Consider the following 18624-nt stretch of genomic DNA (forward strand, 5'->3'; position numbering starts at 1 on the left):
TGCGCGAAGATGATTGTCTGACAATGTAGAAAATACAGTTGCGATCGATTATCATCCGCCGTTCGCTCAGCATCCTGCAAGCGTGTATCGACATAACTAAAACGTCGCAGGGTGCTGTTTCAAGGGAACGACCTGAGGCGCTCATGCACCGCTTTACTTTCAGCAAATCTTTGATTTGCGCAACACTGGGGATTATCAGCCTGCCGTCTTTTGCGGCATTGCAACCGGCATCAGAGGCCGCACTGGCGGGCGAAACAACCAAGACCTGCCATTTCAACCAAGACACCAGCAGCGATTGCAGCACCACTTACCGTTACACCATCCTGACCAACAATGGCCGCGAGATGCTGTCGCGCATCGACTTCAGCTTTCCCGAAACTGATCAGCTGGAGATCATCGACGCCCAGTCGACGCAACCCGGCGGCAAACCGGTCGCCCTGGCCCCCACGCAAATCGATACGCGCATGGCGCCCAACCCCGACCAGGGCTTCCAGCGGGCGCGGCAAACCTCGATCGCGTTCCCCAACCTGCGCATCGGCACCCAAATCAGCTACACCGTGCGTGAACATACGGTGGCCAAACCGCTGATGACGCACTTCCATTACCCGATGATGTTCGGCCCTGCCCCCGTGCGTTCGGATGCCTTCAAAAGCACTTTCACCGCCGAACAGCCCATCGTCTGGCGCAGTGAATTGATGGAGGACTTTACCTTCAGCCCGTCATCCGACAACAAGACCTTGGTGATCGAGCAGAAAACACCGCGCTTCGTTAACTACATCAACGAAGCGGGCAACGCCTATATCCGCCAGATGCCACGGGTTGAAATCGCTAGTTCCGGCCAGGTGCAGGATCATCTCGCCAGCCTGGCCACGCGCTATCACCAAATCCTCGCCGCCAACCTGCCAGCGGGCGCCGCCAGGGTCGTCTCAGGCCTCAAGGGTTTGCCTGCTGCCGGGCAAGTGGCCGGGGTGATGCAATACATCCACGAGCAATACCGGTATATGGGCGACTGGCGCGCCACGGATCGTGGCTATGTGCCGTTTACCCTGAATGAAATCGAAGAACGCGGCTACGGCGATTGCAAGGATCTGTCAGTGCTGCTGACCGCCATGTTGCAGGCCAGCGGCATAAACGCCCAGACCGCCTGGGTCAGCCGTGGCAGCAACCCGCTGGGGTTGCTGCTGCCTGGCATCGGCGCGGCCAACCACGCCATTGTCAAGGCGCACGTCAATGGCCAGGTCTGGTGGCTGGACCCGACCAACCCGGTGTTTATGCCGGGGCGCAGCATGCCCGACATCCAGAATCGCTGGGCGCTGGTCATCGATGCCGAGGGCAAGGTGTACCAGGACCATATCCCTGAAGAACAGCCAAGCCTGAGCATGGCCGTGAAGAAGTTCGAGCACTTCAACCGCGACGGTCAGGCCCGCACCACGGCTGAGGTACAGATGGGGCAAATGACCCTGATGCAGCTCAGCTTTGCCGACACCGACTCCGGAGTCAGCGCGACCGACCTGAACCTGTGTAACCATTTCGGCAAGGAAATCAGCGACTGCAAGATCAACCGCGAGAAAACCGCTTTTGTCGTGCCTGAGCGCTACAAGGTGCAGGCCACGCTGACCAACCTTCGGCCACTGGACAACCTGTCAGGGCAACTGGTGTACAAACCGGCCTTTGCCAGCGAGCGCTGGGACAGCCTGATGAACTATCGACGCACCGGACAACTGGCGGATTTGTACATGGCCGATCCGGAAACCGTGACCTACGACATCACCCTCTCAGGTGCCAAGGTGGGCAAGGCGATCAAGGCCTGCAAGGTGAACTCGCCGTGGTTCGATATGACCTTGAGCAGCCAACGCAGCAAGGATGAGTACCGCTACCTGTACACCATGACGCAAAAACACAGCTGGTTGAGTCATGACGAGATCATGAGTGCACCGTTCGAGGCAATGCTCCAGCAAGCCCGGGCCTGCAACGAGAACATGCAGCAAGTGGTGCAACTCAACGCCAAGGGCTAAGCGCTTTGCGCCCAGCCACAAAAAAGCCCGACCCCTTGCGGGGCCGGGCTTTTTATTGGCTTAGGCGATGGCGGTATCGACCAGCACTTGTGCTTCCTCAACCAGGCGGTTGAGGTGCTCGTCGCCGATAAAACTCTCGGCGTAGATTTTGTAGATGTCTTCGGTGCCCGAAGGGCGTGCCGCAAACCAGCCGTTTTCAGTCATGACCTTGAGCCCGCCGATGGCCTGGTTGTTACCCGGTGCATGGCTAAGGATCTGGGTAATGGCTTCGCCTGCCAGGTGAGTGGACTTGACCTGCTCGGGCGACAGCTTGCCCAACAGCGCTTTTTGCTGCGGGGTGGCCTTGGCGTCAACGCGGGTGGAGAACGGCTGGCCCAGTTCCTCGGTCATTTTCTGGTACAGCTGGTAAGGGTCACGACCGCTGCGCGCAGTCATCTCGGCAGCCAGCAGCGACGGGATCAAGCCGTCCTTGTCGGTGGACCAGACGCTGCCGTCCAGACGCAGGAACGAGGCACCGGCGCTCTCTTCGCCACCAAAGCCCAGCGAGCCGTCAAACAAACCATCGGCGAACCACTTGAAACCTACCGGTACTTCGTACAGGCGACGGTCCAGGCGCGCAGCGACACGGTCAATCAGGCCGCTGCTGACCACGGTCTTGCCCACGGCAGCATCGGCGCGCCATTGCGGCCGGTTGCGGAACAGGTAGTTGATGGACACGGCCAGATAATTGTTCGGCGCCAGCAGCCCGCCCGATGGGGTAACGATACCGTGGCGGTCGTGGTCCGGGTCACAGGCAAACGCCACGTCGAAGCGCTCTTTAAGGCCGATCAGGCCTTGCATGGCATAGCTGGATGACGGGTCCATGCGGATGCGGCCATCCCAATCCACGCACATAAAGCGGAACGTCGGGTCGACTTCGGTGTTCACCACGTCCAGGTTCAGGCCGTAGTGCTCGCCGATCGCCGACCAGTAGCGCACACCGGCACCGCCCAGCGGGTCAACGCCCAGGCGCAGGTTGGCGCCGCGCAGGGTGTCCATGTCGATCACGTTTCGCAGATCGGCAACATAGGTGTTCAGGTAATCATGGCGGTGGGTGGTGGCGGCTTTCAGGGCCTGCTCGTAGCCCATGCGCTTGACCCCGCGCAGCTTGTCGGCCAGCAACTCGTTGGCCTTGGCCTCGATCCATTTGGTGACATCGGTATCGGCCGGGCCACCATTGGGCGGGTTGTACTTGAAACCGCCGCTTTCTGGCGGATTGTGCGACGGCGTAATCACTACTCCATCCGCCAGGCCGCTGGTGCGGCCACGGTTGTAGCAGATGATGGCGTGGGAAATGGCTGGCGTCGGCGTGTATTCATCGCCCGCTGCGATCATGGTCTCGACACCATTGGCAGCAAACACTTCCAGGGCACTGGCGCCAGCAGGCGTCGACAATGCGTGGGTATCGATGCCTACAAATAGCGGGCCATTGATGCCCTTCATTTGACGGTACAGGCAGATGGCCTGGCTGATAGCCAGTACATGCCACTCATTGAAGCTCAGCTCGAACGAACTGCCGCGGTGCCCGGAAGTACCAAAGGCAACACGCTGGGTGGCGATGGCGGCATCGGGTTGACCGGTGTAATAAGCGGTCACCAGTCGCGCAATATCGACCAGCACGTTAGCCGGAGCCGGTTTGCCCGCAAGAGGACTGAGTGTCATGCAAAACCTCGGGAAATATGTGATTCGGAGGAAAAAAGGCAGTTTACTGGCAGTTCGACACTGGCGCGATGCAATCTATCCATGCCAAGTGATCTGTTTTGCACTTTAATGCACTCTGCGTTGTCTGTAGTTGCTCCAGACACGTTGTTTTGTACATCTTCAGATCTGAAATAAGGAAAGCACCATGAAATCACTGGTGAACAGTGCGGCTGTACTACTTGCCCTGGGTACACTGTGCAGTGCGGCCAACGCCGCCAAACTGGAAGACGTCGCCCCCTATCCCAAAGCCGAGGCAGGCTTTAGCCGCCAGGTCATTCATTTGCCCAAGCAGAAGAATGAAGACGATTACAAAGTCCAGATCATCGCGGGCAAGACCCTGCAGGTCGACTGCAACCAGCAGCGCCTTGGCGGTAAACTGGAAGAAAAAACCCTCAAGGGCTGGGGCTACCCGATGTATCGCCTTAACAAGGTCAGCGGGCCGATGAGCACGATGATGGCCTGCCCCGATGGCAAGGCCCACCCCGAATTCGTCCCCGTGATCGGTGAAGGCTTTATGCTGCGCTACAACAGCAAACTGCCGATCGTGGTGTATGTACCCAAGGATATCGAAGTGCGCTACCGCATCTGGTCAGCCTCCAAGCAGATCAAGCAGGCTGTAAGCGAGTAAGCGCTTGGTCTTTGCCTTGTGGGAGCTGGCATGCCTGCTCCCACAAGGGTTGAGGGTTATTGCAAGCCCACTCGATACAGCACGCCATTGTCCTCATCGGTCAGCACATATAAATAGCCATCCGGCCCCTGGCGCACATCACGAATACGCGCCTTGAGTTCACCCAGCAAGCGCTCCTCATGCACCACCTTGTCATCCTTGAGCTGCAGGCGGATCAGGTTTTTATCGGCCAGGGCACCGATAAACAGGTTGTGCTGCCATGGCTTGAACCGGTCTGAATCGTAAAAGGCCATGCCACTGATACCTGGCGATTTCTCCCAAACGTGATACGGCCCCACCGTACCTTCGACAATTGTGCCCTGCGCCTCGGAAATCGGCCTGGAAGAGTAGTCAATGCCGTGGGTCGCCAACGGCCAGCCGTAGTTTTTACCGCGCTCGATCAGGTTGATTTCATCCCCCCCTTTTGGCCCATGCTCATGGGTCCACAAGGTGCCGGTCCAGGGATTAAGTGCCGCGCCCTGCTGGTTACGCTGCCCGTATGACCAGATTTCCGGCCTTGCGTCCTTGTTGCCGACAAACGGGTTGTCATCCGGGATGCGGCCATCCGGGTAGATGCGCACGACCTTGCCCTGCAGTTTGTCCAGGTCTTGTGCTGTCGGGCGCTGATTGTTTTCGCCCAGGGCGATAAACAGATAGCCGTCGCGGTCGAATACCAGCCGCGAGCCAAAGTGGTTGCCAGTGGAGAGCTTGGGTTGCTGGCGGAAGATCACTTCAAAATTGGTCAAGCGAGTCAGGTCATCCGACAGGCGCCCACGGCCCACCGTAGTGCCCGCCTTGCCGTCTTCGCCGCCTTCGGCGTAGGACAAGTACACCAGCCGGTCTTCACCGAAACTGGGCGACAGCACCACATCGAGTAAACCGCCCTGCCCTTTGGCCCACACCTGGGGCACGCCTGAGAGCGGTGCCGAGAGTTTGCCATCAGGGCTGACGGTTCGCAGGTTGCCCGGGCGCTCGGTCACCAGCATGCCTTGCTTGTCAGGCAAAAAGGCCAGTGCCCAGGGATGGTCAAGGCCTTCTACCACTGGGGTTACGGTGACGGTTCCGGATTCGCTGGCAAAGGACTTTTGCGGATCGGCATGGGCCGTGAAGGCCGTAGTGAGTAGCGAAGAGGCGCACAAGGTGGCCAGCAAGGTTGTTCTCAACATCAGCAATTCCTTGTTTTGTTAAGGTTTGTCTCGCGGCTGGAGCGATGGAGCTGTCGGTTTGCGGGTGGGTGGCGGCGCCTGGTGACGTGGGTAGCCATTGCCGATGGCTCCATTTTCCAGGCTCGGTGCTCGCGGCACAGGGGCTGTTGACGGGCCTCCTGCCCCTGGAACGGATGCGCCCGTGCCCTGGCGGCTATTGGGGTTGATGCGGCGGATGGCATCATTGGCCGGCGGGGTATTGGTGATCGGCGTATTCTGCGCCAGCAGCACTGGCGAACCTGGCGGGGTGTGCGCCTGCGCCTGGCCAGCCAGTACGCCGCCGATCAACATGAGTAAACAACTGTATTTAAGCGGATTCATTACGCCCTCCGGATCACGTCTCGATGTCGGGGCCAATCTCAATCACCGTCGACTCCCGCGCTTGCGCCAGCAATGCTTCGCGGCAGACCTGGTAGCAATCTTCGATATGACCGTTGCCGACCACTTTCATCACGCCGAAGCTGATGGTGGCCGCCACGGCCTGCCCCACAAAAGGAACAAAACGAATCACCGACTTGGTGGCCACCTTGGCGCCCATTTTGCGCACCAGCGACATCACCAGGGTGCGGCTGATAAATTTGCCGATCACTTCACTGCCAATACCGGTGACTGCCACCACGATCAGGCGTTTGGAGCGTGAGTCCATCTGCTCGATCTGGTGCGGGGTCAAGCCGAACTTGCTGTTGATAGCCGGCAGCATCTCTACCAGCAGCGCCACGTCGGTGCCGATGTCCAGCCCCGGTATCGGCAACGCAGCCGCACCTGCCGACACAGCCGAGCGCTTGGTGACCATGGCACGACACTCGTCACGAATACGGTCAAGTTCGGCTAATGATCTGATTAACATAGGATTCCCCCGACAGATAGAGATAGAACCAGCGTAGTTTACTACGCTCTTGCAACCAGCAAGGCAGGCCTGTCTTTATGTAGAGGGGTTACAGCGCAGGAAATTCACAACAACGGGGATGTTTTTGCCCGCAAGGGCCGCGCAGGCCCACAGAGGGGGTAGCCTGTACTCTTGTGAAGTACAGGCCGGGCGTGGCTTACACGTCTTTCTTGACCTTATCCCACTCAGCCTTGAGCTTGGAAACAAAGGATTCTTTCGGGGTTTCCTTGCAGGCCGTCACCACCAGCGGTGTGATTTTGGCGATACCGTCAACATCCAGTACGGCATCTTCAACCCTGCCCTTCTTGTTGATGGCTTCACCCAAGCCAACCGCAGTTGGCTGGAAGCTCTCGTCCACGGCCAGGAAATCCGCGCATGTCCATTTTGCCACGGGCTGCTTGGTTTCAGCTTGAGCCAGTGTGGAAAGTGCCGCCAAGCCAACGACGCCCATAAACAGAATGTGCTTTTTCATATGCCAATATCCCTATTATCAACGATTAAGTAACATGAGTTCTGCCACAAACAACATAGTAGTGGAAGGGGTATCTGTCTATTTTTGAGACAGGATAACCTTCATGGCCTTCTCCTTGGCCGCATTGCCGAACACCTCATAAGCCTTGAGGATATCCGCCAGCGCAAAGCGGTGGGTGATCAACTTGCCGGCGTCGACTTTCCCCGACTGCACGGTCTTCATCAACAACGGCGTGGTATTGGTATTGACCAGTCCGGTGGTAATCGTGACGTTCTGGATCCATAGCTTTTCCAGGTGCAACTCGACACTTTTGCCATGCACGCCGACGTTGGCAATGGTCCCGCCCGGGGCAATCACCGACTGGCAGGTGTCGAACGAGGCCGGGATGCCTACCGCTTCAATCGCGACATCCACGCCAACGCCATCGGTCAGCTGGAAAATGCGCTCAACCGCATTTTGCGTGTTGATATCGATTACATCGGTCGCGCCAAAACGCTGTGCAACTTCCAGCCGATTGGTATCGCCATCGACCATGATCAACTGGGCGGGTGAATAGAACTGAGCGGTCAGCAACGCCGCCATGCCCACAGGCCCGGCACCGACGATCACCACGCTGTCACCCGGTTTGACCTTGCCCGCCAGTACGCCGATTTCAAACCCGGTGGGCAAGATATCGCTGAGCATCACCAGGGCTTGCTCATCGGCCCCGGCAGGCACGGGGTAGAGGCTGTTGTCCGCATGGGGGATGCGGACATATTCGGCCTGGGTGCCGTCGATCGTATGGCCCAGGATCCAGCCGCCATCAGCGCAGTGCGAATACATCTGGCGCCGGCAATTGGCGCAACTGCCGCACGAGGTGATACAGGAAATCAGCACATGATCGCCCGGTTTGAAATTGCGCACCGCCGAGCCTACCGACTCGATCACGCCGACCCCTTCATGCCCAAGCACCGTGCCAGGGGTCACCTCTGGCACATCGCCCTTGAGGATATGCAGGTCCGTGCCGCAGATGGTGGTGTGCAGGATTCGGACAATGGCGTCGGTCGGTTTGTCGATGACCGGATTCGGGATCTCGGCCCAGGCTTTTTCGCCTGGCCCCTGATAGGTGAGCGCTTTCATGATGGCTTTCCTTTATCTGATCAAAAATCATCAGCGGCTGCCGTTGAGGTGGCAGCCCCCCAAAATCATTGATGCAGTTAAGCAGCCTTTTACCGACTCACCCTTGCCACAGGTCATAAAATGCCCTTTCGGACTAACGGTGCGGGTGAACCGTAAACGCCACCAGCTTCATCACAATGGGTCGCACGACCAGGATGCACAGGAAGGCTACCGGCATTGCCAGTTGATAGGCATGCAGGGCATTGCTCAGGTAATCCCCCTCAATGCCGGAGTTTGCCGCAGTAATCACCAGCGACATCAAAAAAGCCATGATCGCTGACATGTAAAACGCAAATACATATGGGGTAACCCGGGCCGAGAGTTTGAAACGCCGGCCACCCAGGGTGTTTTCAGTGTTATGTGACGTCATATACAGACCTTTTTTCAGCTTGGATTTCAGGTGTAGCGCACCTTAGCAAGATCGAAAACCGGCAACTAGACGCCCGGCAACAGTTACTTTATAAATAAAAACTTACGAATGCCTGCGAGTGTGCCCACAGTGAATTTGTTAGCAGCGATTGCCAGTTTTATCAAAGTGGTGGAAACCGGCTCCATCGTGGGCGCAGCCAGAAACCTGGGGCTCAGTGCGGCAGCCGTCAGCCAGACCCTCAACCGCCTGGAAGAACATCTGGGCACCCGCCTGCTGCAACGCACCACCCGGCGCATGGCCCTGACCGAAAACGGTGCACTGTATTACGCCAAGGTACGACGCATCGCCTCCGACCTTGAAGCCGCGCAAATGGCCATTCGTACTGACGATAACGAACTGCAAGGGCGCCTGTGCATTGCGTCTACCTCTGCGTTCGGTCGGCATGTAGTCGCCCCGCTCATCGCTGGCTTTGCCGCGCGTTATCCGCGCCTGGCACTGGAACTGTGTACCAGCGACGGCAAGATCAATCATATTCAGGACAATATTGACCTGAGCCTGCGCATCAAGCCGCAACTGGAAGACGGCATCGTGGCGCGCAAAATAGCCTCGGTGCCGTTTATTGTCTGCGCCGCGCCGGCCTATCTGGAGCGCGCCGGCATCCCCCGCACGCCGGAAGACCTCCAGCACCATGCCTGCCTGGGTTTTCGCTACCCCCTGGACGGGCGGCTGTTGCGCTGGGGGTTTACTCGCAATGGCCAGCACGCTTACGCAGCCTTGACCTTCAGCGCAATCAGCGACGATATCGACGCGCTTACGCAAATGGCCATTTATGGCGCCGGGGTGGCACGCCTGGCCGAGTTCCTGGCGGCGCCTTACCTCGAATCAGGCCAACTGATAGCGCTGCTCAAACACAGCCATGAGCCCAATGAATCCAGCGCGCAGCCGCTGGACATCTATGCTTGTGTCCAGGATCGCGCAGCCATGACCGCAAAAGTAAAAGCATTTATGGACTACCTGACCGAACATCTGGATAAAAGCTGGATACAGACCAGTGCTGTAATAACAAGGCCCAACTCACTGCACGACTTAAGTGCACCGAATTAGTGCAAACTCATTTGAATTAACTTTAACTTTTATACATTCAAAACAGTATAAAATCGTACTTTGTTATCCATGGCAACACAGATTATCGAGAAAAAACACCCCTATAGGGGGTAGTTGAATTTTTTAATGTACTGATACACTTGTCTGTAGAAACCATTCAAGGACGAATAAAAATGAGCGCCTCAACTAAACGTGGATGGACATGGGCCTACCGCAAGATGCGCGACCTGCACTGCAGCCGCAGCTCCGCCTTGTACAGGGCGACGCGTTACTGGCTGCGCGGGGATACGGGTACATTTATTTGTGAACTAACGCACAAAAAAATCCGTATTAATCGTTAACTTATAATTATTACCAACGCGCCCCACTCGTTAAGCAAAAGTGTGAACTCACGCACGCTTTGGTTTTTACCAAATCAAGGCAGGCCTGTGCAGCCAGGCCAGTGACTTTATATGATGCCTTGGCAGTTGCTTATACCAAGTTCAACTACCTGCCAACGTCTGCGCCTGGCAGGGCCAATCGTTAATGTGCGGTTTTTTTTGCGTGGCCCGGCATGCGTCGCAATGTCGCAAGTAGCACCACCGCAAGCCCTGGAAAAAACCGTACCTGCACCGCCCGTTGTCGCTGGGCGAGCCTGCCTCTGGACTGCTGATTCGGGCAAACCCCTGGAAACACCCTTAATCAGTCATCGCCTGCCGTACAACTGTCGTCACACCTATGCGACAATACGCGTAATGTCCGGTTTGAATCCCGCCTTCATTTCCCAGCAGCTTGGCCATAGCGTCCAAATGTTGCTGTCAACGTATGCGCATTGGTTCGACTCAAGCTCAGATTGGAGCGAGCTGGAAAAGCTCCAAATTGGTCCCAAATGGGTACCGGCTGAAACCAGCGAACTCTAAGCTATTGATAGGTAAAGTAATTGATCTCCACAGCAAATATCACGATGCAGTTCGGCGCAAAGCCGCTATTCGAGAACGTTTCAGTAAAATTTGGCGCCGGTAACCGCTACGGCCTGATCGGTGCCAACGGTTGCGGCAAGTCCACCTTCATGAAAATCCTCGGTGATGACCTTGAGCCGTCCGGCGGCCAGGTCATGCTGGAGCCGAACGTGCGTCTGGGTAAATTGCGCCAGGACCAGTTCGCCTACGAAGAATTCACCGTGATCGATACCGTGATCATGGGCCACGAAGAGCTGTGGAAGGTCAAAGCCGAGCGCGATCGCATCTATTCGCTGCCGGAAATGACTGAAGAAGACGGCATGGCCGTTGCCGAACTCGAAACCGAGTTCGCTGAAATGGACGGTTACACCGCCGAATCCCGTGCCGGTGAGCTGCTGCTGGGCCTGGGTATCGGCATCGAGCAACACTTCGGCCCGATGAGCGAAGTGTCGCCAGGCTGGAAGCTGCGCGTATTGCTGGCGCAAGCGCTGTTCTCCGATCCTGAAGTGCTGCTGCTCGACGAACCGACCAACCACCTGGATATCAACACCATCCGCTGGCTGGAAAACATTCTGACCCAGCGCAACAGCCTGATGATCATCATCTCCCACGACCGTCACTTCCTGAACAGCGTGTGCACCCACATGGCTGACCTGGACTACGGCGAGCTGCGTCTGTTCCCGGGTAACTATGACGAGTACATGACCGTCGCTACCCAGTCGCGCGAGCAACTGCTGTCGGAAAACGCCAAGAAGAAAGCGCAGATCAACGAACTGCAAGCGTTCGTCAGCCGCTTCTCGGCCAACGCCTCGAAATCCAAGCAGGCCAGCTCCCGCGCCAAGGCGATCGACAAGATCACCCTGGCCGAGGTCAAGCCTTCGAGCCGGGTCAGCCCGTTCATTCGCTTCGAGCAGAACAAGAAGCTGCACCGCCAGGCGGTTATCGTCGAGCAAATGGCCAAAGGCTTTGATGGCAAGACCCTGTTCAAGGACTTCAGCTTCACCGTTGAAGCCGGCGAGCGCGTTGCGATCATTGGCCCGAACGGCATCGGTAAAACCACCCTGCTGCGTACCCTGGTCAACGAGCTGACCCCGGATGCAGGTACAGTGAAGTGGACTGAAGCCGCCGAACTGGGCTACTACGCCCAGGACCATGCGCACGATTTCGAAGATGACATGACCCTGTTCGACTGGATGGGCCAGTGGACTCAGGGCGAGCAAATGGTGCGTGGCACCCTGGGCCGCATGCTGTTTTCCAACGATGACATCCTCAAGTCGGTAAAAGTCATTTCCGGTGGTGAGCAAGGTCGCATGCTGTTCGGCAAGCTGATCCTGCAAAAGGCCAACGTGCTGGTCATGGACGAACCGACCAACCACCTGGACATGGAATCCATCGAGGCGCTGAACCTGGCACTGGAGAACTACCCGGGCACCCTGGTATTCGTCAGCCATGACCGTGAGTTCGTGTCCTCGCTGGCCACTCGTATTATCGAGCTGAGCCCAAGCGGTGTGATCGACTTCAGCGGCACCTACGATGACTACCTGCGCAGCCAGGGCGTGACGTTCTGATTCAGACGCAGCCCTGCAGGTTGTAACGAAAACCCCGTCCTGGTGACGGGGTTTTTCGTTTCTGGCCTTTTAATCACTCGCGGGGGGCCTGATACAACGCAGCGCTTTTATCGCGGGCAAGCCCGCTCCCACAGGTTGTGTGCCTGGCTCACTATTACCGTTAGCCTGCTTTCTTTTATGCCGGGGCCACGCCATCATGGCGGTTACCGATCGCCAGCCGGACTCCCCGCTCATGCCTGTGCAACACCCCTCTTCCCCGAGCAGCCTGTCGATCACCCTGCAAATCCTGTCGATCGTGTTCTACACCTTTATTGCCTTTATCTGCATTGGCTTGCCCATCGCCGTATTGCCGGGCTATGTGCATGACCAACTGGGCTTCAGTGCCGTGGTCGCCGGGCTGGCCATCGCTTCACAATATCTGGCTACCCTGCTGAGCCGCCCGTCAGCCGGACGCCTGGTCGACAGCATCGGCACCAAGCCTGCCATCGTCTATGGCCTGGCTGGCATCGCCATCAGCGGCGTGCTCACGTCCTTGGCCGTTGCGCTGCAAGACTGGCCCCTGCTGAGCCTGGGCATTCTGATCGTCGGCCGGGTATTTCTCGGTGTTGCCCAGGGCCTGATTGGCGTCGGCACCATTTCCTGGTGCATTGCCCGGGTAGGCTCACAACATACCGCCAGAGCCATTGGCTGGAATGGCATTGCCTCCTACGGCGCGATCGCCATAGGTGCACCGCTGGGCGTGGTGATGGTCGAGCGGCTGGGCTTCGCCATGCTGGGTGTGACCCTGTTGTTGCTGGCCCTCGCCGCCCTGGGGCTGATTCGCAACAAACCGGCAATCGCCGCGATCCCGGGCGTGCGCCTGCCTTTTTGGTCGGTATTCGGCCTGATTGCCCCCTATGGCATCAGCCTGACCCTGGCCTCGATTGGTTATGGCACGCTGACTACCTTTATCACCCTGTTTTATATCGACCAGGGCTGGGAAGGTGCGGCGTATTGCCTGTCGGTATTTGGCGTGTGCTTTATCCTCGGCCGCCTGATCTTTACCAACAGCATCAGCCGCTTTGGTGGCTACAACGTGGCAATCGCCTGCATGAGCATCGAAGCGGTGGGCCTGGTCATGTTGTGGCTGGCACCCAGTACCGCTTTTGCCCTGGCAGGTGCCGGGCTGACCGGTTTTGGCTTGTCCCTGGTGTACCCGGCGCTGGGGGTCGAGGCAGTCAAGCAAGTCCCGGTTTCTAGCCGCGGCGCGGGGCTGAGTGCCTATGCCGTGTTTTTTGACCTGGCACTGGCCATTGCCGGACCCATCATGGGGGCCATTGCGCTGAACCTGGGTTATCCGTGGATTTTCTTCAGTGCGGCAGTCATGTGCTGTATGGGTTTGTTGTTGACCTTAGGGCTGTCAAACCGAAAATCCGATTAAACCAGCAAAATTTGCCATGCAACAGTTTGTCCTGGACGGCTGCGTGGTTGTACCGGGAAACACTTGGAAAAAGTTAAACCTGTTTGCCATTATTGTAATAAACATATTGAATAATATTATTCACTGCGCTGTAAGAACGATAACAATCCAATTGATATTGGTATAAAAACCTACAGGGCATTACATGAAGAATAATCTTAAAACAGTCGTCACTCCTTTTTTACTGCTGGTCCTGAGCACGGCGGCCCAGGCGGACTCGAAGGACTATTATGACTTCCCGCCGGGCTGGCCATGCTGCCCTTTCAGTGATGAGAACCTGAAAACCAATATCAACCCACTGACAAATTCCACTGACACGTTACTGCAAATCCAGGGCGTGACTTTTGAATGGAAGGAAGGCGGTCGCAAAGACATCGGCGTCCTTGCCCAGAACGTTCAAGAAGTTTACCCGCAACTGGTACGTGAGGATAACAACCAGTTGCGCGTCGACTACGAAAAACTTGTTGCCCCCCTGATCGAATCAGTTCGGGAAATGGATGCGCGCATCAAACAACTTGAAGCGGCACAAAAACACTAAAGCTAGCAGTGGTGTAAGCCAAACCGGTCAACAGGGCACGCCTGATGACCGGTTGACGCTGTCCTGCTCAGCGTTGCAGGTTCCAGCACGTTGCTGAAAAACCGCCCTGCCTCGTAAATCAGGTCGCGATGGATGTCGACCCGATCAACCCCTTGCGCATCGGTGCACAAGCCGGGCATGGCCGCCATTTGCTCGTCATTGCAGGGGGCCATAAATACAAAATGGCCGGCACCGGGTATCACCTTGAACTCCGGTTCCACTGGCAACTTGCGAGCCAGGGCATCAGCGTTCTTGTCGGGGAACACCAGCCTGTCGTTTTCGCCGCTGTACAGCAGCACAGGCACATGCACATCGGCCAGGGTCTGGCGGCCAAACATCAGGCTCAAGGGTGCCATCAGCAGCAGCGCGTGTACCCGGGGGTCGGCAACTGGCATCAGGTCATCACGGTCGGCGATCAGCTCCCCTTTTGTGGTGCAGGCATCACGGTCTTCGGGGCGCTCCTGGCAGTAGCGGCGCAGGCGATCCAGGTCAGGCTGGGCGCCTGCCAGGATCAACGCAGTTTCGCCACCTGCCGAATAACCGATCACCCCTACCTGGTCGTCATGCACATAGGGTGACAGCTCAGGGTCGTCCAGGGTTGCGCTGATGGCGGCCGATATCTGCATCGGCCGCCCGTAAAGGTTACTCAAGGTACCCAGACGGCTGTGGTCCTTGTAATTGTCGCCAGGGTGCAGCACCGCCACCACCACAAAGCCCTTGCGCGCCAGCGAGGTGGCCAGGTCATGCAGCGCCAGGGGCGTGCCGGTATTGCCATGGGACAGCATCAGCAGCGGGTAACGGCCGATGGCAATTTTTGCACCCTCGGTCGCCGCCACTTCATAACTACCTATTTTGGTCAGCCCCTGGGCCTCACTGGACGGGTAAAAGGCGATGGCCCGCATGGGTTGATCGTCCAACGGGTCGAGAAAACTCAAACGGTGAAAACCCACGCCCCATTGCAAAGCGGGCTCGGCCTGCACCATCACGGGGCAACATGCCAGCCACAACATCAGTACCGCCCTGAGACCCATCATCGAGGTTCACCTGCAATGGCGCGTGGCTTGAAATCGGCTGTGCCAGAAGCTTTCGCCAAAAGCAGTGCATAACCTGGGCCAAACGCAAAAAAACTCCGTACTCCGGTCTTGGCAAGACACCCGGAGTACAGAGTTTAGCCGGTGAAGCGCTGCACAGGCTTACGCGGCGCTGAACAGATCCTGCTTAATCTGCGCATGGGCATCGTTCATCGCTTTGCTGCGTACTTCGTCGCCATAGGCCAGGCCGTGGGCGCGGACAAATTCAACGTCGGTGATGCCGATAAAGCCCAGCATCACTTTCAAGTAATCTTCGTGGGCTACGCCAGTTGCCTGACCGGCATGCAGGCCGCCGGAGGTGGAGACCACAATGACTTTCTTGTTGCCGCACAGGCCTTCAGGGCCGGCTTCGGTATAACGGAAGGTCTGACCGGCTACGGCGATACGGTCAATCCAGGCCTTGAGTTGGGTCGGAATGGTGAAGTTGTACATCGGCGCTGCAATCACTACTGCGTCAGCTGCCAGAAACTGCGCCAGGGTGTCGGCGCTCAGTTGGGCTTCGTGTTTCTGCGCGGCATCACGCAGCTCGGCGGGTGTGCCGGCAGCCACCAGGGTCGCGGCCGAGAAGTGGGCAATGGCTTCGCTGGCCAGGTCACGGTAGCTGACTTCAACCTGTGGATCCGCTGCCTGCCAGGCTTTGACCACTTCGCCGCTCAACTGACGGGATGCCGAGTTGTCGCCCAGAATGCTCGAATCGATATGCAAAAGTTTCATGGTGATCTCCAGATGATGACCGCCTCTGGGCGATCTCGATGGAATGGATACTACCGATGAAAGCAATCGACGATAAGTTAGCCATTATGCGATAGTTCGTCCCACCTGCAGGACAGTGAGCACGCCATGCAAGACCTCAACGACCTTTACTACTTCGCCAAGGTGGTCGAATCCGGTGGCTTTGCCGCTGCCGGGCGACTGCTGGGCATCCCCAAATCACGCCTGTCACGCCGTGTGGCCGAGCTTGAGGAGCGCCTGGGCGCCCGCTTGCTGCAACGCACCACGCGCCAGTTGAAGCTGACCGCAGTGGGTGAGCGTTATCTGCGCCATTGCCAGGCCATGCTGCTGGAAGCCGAGATGGCGGACGAGGCCGTGGCCAGTATGTCCAGCGAACCGCGCGGCCCCTTGCGCGTGTCATGCCCGGTGGGGCTGGCCCATGAATTCATGCCCGGGGTGATCAGCTCATTTTTGCAGGCTTACCCCCTGGTACAGCTGGAGGTCAACCTGCTCAACCGCCGGGTGGATCTGGTCACCGAAGGCATTGATGTGGCCTTGCGCGTGCGCGAGGAAGGCGACGAAGACCCGTCGCTGGTCACGCGGCGCCTGCGCCAGGCCCGCACCGTGATGGTGGCCACTCCCGAGTTTGCCAGCAAGTGGCCAGTCGACCGCCCCGATGACCTGAAAAGCGTGCCGCTGCTGGGGGCGCTGGAGGCCGATCGCATGGTGCATTTGCGCATGCTCGATGAGCATGGCCAGGCCAGCACCCTGGTACTTGAGGCGCGGCTGGGGATTGACGATTTTATCGTGCGCAAGGCCTGCACCCTGGCTGGCCTGGGTTTTACCGTGCTGCCCATGATGTATTGCGAGCAGGAACTGCAAGACGGCCAACTGGTGCAACTGCTGCCCAAATGGACCCTGCCGGGGGGCTGGCTGCACGCGGTGTACCCTCACCGGCGCGGAGTGATGCCGGCGGTGCGGGCCTGGATCGATCACCTGGTCGAGTCATTTGAACGTTGTGGAGAGAAACTGCTATGAGCCCGATGAGCAAGCAGGAAGTCGCCGAGTTCTGCCGCAACCTGCCGGGCGCTCAGTACGCGGTGAAATGGGGTGGGGTCGAGGTGTTTTTCGTCGATGACAGCAAGATGTTTGCCCTGTTCAACCTCAACAGCGACGGGCTTTCATTCAAGGTCGAGAAAGACCTGTTCCTGGGTTATATCGATCGCCCGGGTATTCGCCCCTCGCCCTATCTGGCGCGCGCGTACTGGATCAATATGCAGGCGCCCTACCCGATGGGCGCTGCGGAACTCCAGGACCTGTTGCGCCGTTCCCACCAACTGGTGGTGGGAAAACTGGCGAAAAAGCGTCAGATCGGTTTATTGCTGTAGCTGCAACAGGTGGAGAATGGAGCGGTTGAGGAACAGTGCGTCAATCCATACCACCTGATGCACAGCCACAATCAGCCAGAACGACAGTTGATAGGACAGCTTGCGGGTTTTGTGGCGAAACATCTGTTGCGCCAGCAAAGCCCCTGGCCAACCGCCCAGCAGCTCAACCCCGTGCAACACCTTCTCCGGGGTTCGCCATTGCCCTGCCCTGGCTTGCTGCTTGTCATGCCAGTACAGGCCATACGCCAGAACACTGGCAACCCCATAAGCGAGCAAGGGCAGCCAGGTGCCCCCGGTGAGCCACAGGCTCACCGAGCCGCCGACCGGCAATGCACACAGCACAACCCAGGCCAGCAGCTTGAGCTTCAGGGCGCGAACCGGCGCACCCTGTCGTTCAGGCAAACCTCTCAAGCCTCGGCCCAGTTGATCCAGCCAAACTGCCAGGTGGCCAGGATCAGCAGACCAAAGGCAATGCGATACCAGGCAAAGGCGGCATAGCTGTGGTTGGAAATAAACTTGAGCAAGGCCCGTACTGCGATCATCGCGAAGATAAACGAGGTGACGAAACCGATGGCGAACACCGGCAGGTCATCAGGCTGGAACAGATGACGGTACTTGTAGCCCGAGTACACCGCAGCACCGACCATGGTCGGCATGGCCAGGAAGAACGAGAACTCGGTGGCCGCCTTGCGCGACAGGCCAAACAACAGGCCGCCGATAATGGTCGAACCCGAACGCGAAGTGCCGGGGATCATCGCCAGGCACTGGGCGAAACCGATTTTCACCGCGTCTTTCCAGGTCATGTCATCCACGGTTTCGGCGCGAATCACATGCTGGCGACGCTCGGCCCACAACATGATCACACCACCAATCACCAGGGCCGTGGCCACGGTAATCGGGTTGAACAGGTACTCGTGGATCACATCGGCAAAAATCACCCCCAGCACCACCGCCGGCATCACCGCGATAATCAGGTTGGTGGTAAAGCGGCGTGCCTCGGGTTTGGTGGGCAAACCGACGACAACATCGATGATCTTGCGGCGAAATTCCCAGACCACAGCCAGAATCGCACCCAGCTGGATGATGATGTTGAACGCCATCGCCCGCTCGCCGCCAAAGTTGAGCAAGTCGGCCACAATAATCTGGTGGCCCGTACTCGAGATCGGCAAAAACTCCGTCAAGCCTTCAACGACGCCCAGTATCAACGCCTGAGCGGCAGTCCAAAGATCCATTATTCCCCCATAAAGCCCTGCCTCATGCAGAGCTGATTAGTCT

General features: G+C 57.9%; 19 protein-coding genes and 1 pseudogene. 9 read left to right on the plus strand and 11 right to left on the minus strand.

The genetic code is table 11. The features are described 5' to 3' along the window. Positions 1-143 precede the first annotated feature (143 nt). Positions 144-2015, plus strand: coding sequence for a DUF3857 domain-containing transglutaminase family protein (locus BLU25_RS03470; protein ID WP_016780993.1), 1872 nt, complete (start codon positions 144-146; stop codon positions 2013-2015). Between the two features lie 60 nt (positions 2016-2075). Here BLU25_RS03470 and pgm read toward each other — a convergent pair whose 3' ends face one another. Further along, positions 2076-3716, minus strand: coding sequence for a phosphoglucomutase (alpha-D-glucose-1,6-bisphosphate-dependent) (pgm, locus tag BLU25_RS03475; protein WP_029611417.1), 1641 nt, complete (start codon positions 3714-3716; stop codon positions 2076-2078). Between the two features lie 184 nt (positions 3717-3900). Between pgm and eco the strand changes: the two genes are divergently transcribed. Then, the gene (gene eco / locus BLU25_RS03480; RefSeq protein ID WP_016780995.1) at positions 3901-4383 is read left to right on the plus strand and encodes a serine protease inhibitor ecotin; all 483 of its coding nucleotides are present in this window, start codon (positions 3901-3903) and stop codon (positions 4381-4383) included. A 56-nt stretch (positions 4384-4439) separates the two neighbouring features. Here the strand turns inward: eco and BLU25_RS03485 are convergent, their stop codons facing one another. The 6 genes from BLU25_RS03485 to BLU25_RS03510 all read right to left on the minus strand — a co-directional run bounded on the left by BLU25_RS03485 (position 4440) and on the right by BLU25_RS03510 (position 8513). After that, positions 4440-5588 carry a PQQ-dependent sugar dehydrogenase gene (locus BLU25_RS03485; protein ID WP_016780996.1) on the minus strand — a complete coding sequence of 383 codons (1149 nt, stop codon included), beginning with the start codon at positions 5586-5588 and terminating at the stop codon, positions 4440-4442. 18 nt (positions 5589-5606) lie between these two features. Continuing rightward, positions 5607-5948 (minus strand): hypothetical protein, encoded by a 342-nt coding sequence (locus BLU25_RS03490; RefSeq protein WP_029611418.1) that lies wholly within the window; start codon positions 5946-5948, stop codon positions 5607-5609. Between the two features lie 13 nt (positions 5949-5961). Beyond that, entirely contained in the window at positions 5962-6420 is a 459-nt protein-coding gene (locus tag BLU25_RS03495) for a hypothetical protein (RefSeq protein WP_016780998.1), read from the minus strand. 250 nt (positions 6421-6670) lie between these two features. Next, on the minus strand, positions 6671-6985 hold the full coding sequence (hdeA, locus tag BLU25_RS03500; protein WP_016780999.1) for an acid-activated periplasmic chaperone HdeA: 315 nt from the start codon (positions 6983-6985) through the stop codon (positions 6671-6673). A 78-nt stretch (positions 6986-7063) separates the two neighbouring features. Further along, positions 7064-8104, minus strand: coding sequence for a zinc-dependent alcohol dehydrogenase family protein (locus BLU25_RS03505; protein ID WP_016781000.1), 1041 nt, complete (start codon positions 8102-8104; stop codon positions 7064-7066). 133 nt (positions 8105-8237) lie between these two features. Then, complete coding sequence (locus BLU25_RS03510) at positions 8238-8513, minus strand: DUF2798 domain-containing protein (protein ID WP_016781001.1); 276 nt, start codon at positions 8511-8513, stop codon at positions 8238-8240. A 129-nt stretch (positions 8514-8642) separates the two neighbouring features. Here BLU25_RS03510 and BLU25_RS03515 point away from each other — a divergent pair, with 129 nt between their 5' ends. From BLU25_RS03515 to BLU25_RS03535, 5 genes and pseudogenes are all read left to right on the plus strand, one after another. Continuing rightward, complete coding sequence (locus tag BLU25_RS03515) at positions 8643-9617, plus strand: LysR family transcriptional regulator (protein ID WP_016781002.1); 975 nt, start codon at positions 8643-8645, stop codon at positions 9615-9617. 680 nt (positions 9618-10297) lie between these two features. Then, positions 10298-10516 (plus strand): annotated as a pseudogene (locus tag BLU25_RS23710) (hypothetical protein); the annotation flags it as partial. 20 nt (positions 10517-10536) lie between these two features. After that, complete coding sequence (locus BLU25_RS03525) at positions 10537-12123, plus strand: ABC-F family ATPase (protein WP_029611422.1); 1587 nt, start codon at positions 10537-10539, stop codon at positions 12121-12123. 232 nt (positions 12124-12355) lie between these two features. Beyond that, positions 12356-13543 (plus strand): MFS transporter, encoded by a 1188-nt coding sequence (locus tag BLU25_RS03530; protein ID WP_029611423.1) that lies wholly within the window; start codon positions 12356-12358, stop codon positions 13541-13543. 184 nt (positions 13544-13727) lie between these two features. Next, the gene (locus BLU25_RS03535; protein ID WP_016781005.1) at positions 13728-14120 is read left to right on the plus strand and encodes a tail fiber domain-containing protein; all 393 of its coding nucleotides are present in this window, start codon (positions 13728-13730) and stop codon (positions 14118-14120) included. Positions 14121-14122: 2 nt separating this feature from the next. Here the strand turns inward: BLU25_RS03535 and BLU25_RS03540 are convergent, their stop codons facing one another. Further along, positions 14123-15193: an alpha/beta hydrolase family protein gene (locus BLU25_RS03540; protein WP_016781006.1), complete on the minus strand. Its 1071-nt coding sequence runs from the start codon at positions 15191-15193 to the stop codon at positions 14123-14125. A gap of 159 nt (positions 15194-15352) precedes the next feature. Then, entirely contained in the window at positions 15353-15964 is a 612-nt protein-coding gene (locus BLU25_RS03545) for an FMN-dependent NADH-azoreductase (protein ID WP_016781007.1), read from the minus strand. Positions 15965-16090: 126 nt separating this feature from the next. Here BLU25_RS03545 and BLU25_RS03550 point away from each other — a divergent pair, with 126 nt between their 5' ends. Next, positions 16091-16999: a LysR substrate-binding domain-containing protein gene (locus BLU25_RS03550; RefSeq protein WP_016781008.1), complete on the plus strand. Its 909-nt coding sequence runs from the start codon at positions 16091-16093 to the stop codon at positions 16997-16999. A 5-nt stretch (positions 17000-17004) separates the two neighbouring features. After that, positions 17005-17349: an MmcQ/YjbR family DNA-binding protein gene (locus BLU25_RS03555; RefSeq protein ID WP_029611424.1), complete on the plus strand. Its 345-nt coding sequence runs from the start codon at positions 17005-17007 to the stop codon at positions 17347-17349. Here BLU25_RS03555 and BLU25_RS03560 read toward each other — a convergent pair. Both BLU25_RS03560 and BLU25_RS03565 read right to left on the minus strand, forming a co-directional pair. Next, entirely contained in the window at positions 17338-17751 is a 414-nt protein-coding gene (locus tag BLU25_RS03560) for a DUF1294 domain-containing protein (protein WP_016781010.1), read from the minus strand. The genes BLU25_RS03555 and BLU25_RS03560 overlap by 12 nt on opposite strands. Before the next feature lie 5 nt (positions 17752-17756). After that, the gene (locus BLU25_RS03565; protein WP_016781011.1) at positions 17757-18581 is read right to left on the minus strand and encodes an undecaprenyl-diphosphate phosphatase; all 825 of its coding nucleotides are present in this window, start codon (positions 18579-18581) and stop codon (positions 17757-17759) included. Positions 18582-18624: the final 43 nt, after the last annotated feature.

It is taken from the genome of Pseudomonas fragi, assembly GCF_900105835.1.
Classification (GTDB): Bacteria; Pseudomonadota; Gammaproteobacteria; order Pseudomonadales; family Pseudomonadaceae; genus Aquipseudomonas; species Aquipseudomonas fragi.

Excerpts from the sequence above, each read along its gene's own strand:
- BLU25_RS03470 (WP_016780993.1), top strand. The coding sequence starts at position 144 with ATGCACCGCTTTACTTTCAGCAAATCTTTGATTTGCGCAACACTGGGG.
- pgm (WP_029611417.1), bottom strand. The coding sequence starts at position 3,716 with ATGACACTCAGTCCTCTTGCGGGCAAACCGGCTCCGGCTAACGTGCTG.
- eco (WP_016780995.1), top strand. The coding sequence starts at position 3,901 with ATGAAATCACTGGTGAACAGTGCGGCTGTACTACTTGCCCTGGGTACA.
- BLU25_RS03485 (WP_016780996.1), bottom strand. The coding sequence starts at position 5,588 with ATGTTGAGAACAACCTTGCTGGCCACCTTGTGCGCCTCTTCGCTACTC.
- BLU25_RS03490 (WP_029611418.1), bottom strand. The coding sequence starts at position 5,948 with ATGAATCCGCTTAAATACAGTTGTTTACTCATGTTGATCGGCGGCGTA.
- BLU25_RS03495 (WP_016780998.1), bottom strand. The coding sequence starts at position 6,420 with ATGGTCACCAAGCGCTCGGCTGTGTCGGCAGGTGCGGCTGCGTTGCCG.
- hdeA (WP_016780999.1), bottom strand. The coding sequence starts at position 6,985 with ATGAAAAAGCACATTCTGTTTATGGGCGTCGTTGGCTTGGCGGCACTT.
- BLU25_RS03505 (WP_016781000.1), bottom strand. The coding sequence starts at position 8,104 with ATGAAAGCGCTCACCTATCAGGGGCCAGGCGAAAAAGCCTGGGCCGAG.
- BLU25_RS03510 (WP_016781001.1), bottom strand. The coding sequence starts at position 8,513 with ATGACGTCACATAACACTGAAAACACCCTGGGTGGCCGGCGTTTCAAA.
- BLU25_RS03530 (WP_029611423.1), top strand. The coding sequence starts at position 12,356 with ATGCCTGTGCAACACCCCTCTTCCCCGAGCAGCCTGTCGATCACCCTG.
- BLU25_RS03535 (WP_016781005.1), top strand. The coding sequence starts at position 13,728 with ATGAAGAATAATCTTAAAACAGTCGTCACTCCTTTTTTACTGCTGGTC.
- BLU25_RS03540 (WP_016781006.1), bottom strand. The coding sequence starts at position 15,193 with ATGATGGGTCTCAGGGCGGTACTGATGTTGTGGCTGGCATGTTGCCCC.
- BLU25_RS03545 (WP_016781007.1), bottom strand. The coding sequence starts at position 15,964 with ATGAAACTTTTGCATATCGATTCGAGCATTCTGGGCGACAACTCGGCA.
- BLU25_RS03550 (WP_016781008.1), top strand. The coding sequence starts at position 16,091 with ATGCAAGACCTCAACGACCTTTACTACTTCGCCAAGGTGGTCGAATCC.
- BLU25_RS03555 (WP_029611424.1), top strand. The coding sequence starts at position 17,005 with ATGAGCAAGCAGGAAGTCGCCGAGTTCTGCCGCAACCTGCCGGGCGCT.
- BLU25_RS03565 (WP_016781011.1), bottom strand. The coding sequence starts at position 18,581 with ATGGATCTTTGGACTGCCGCTCAGGCGTTGATACTGGGCGTCGTTGAA.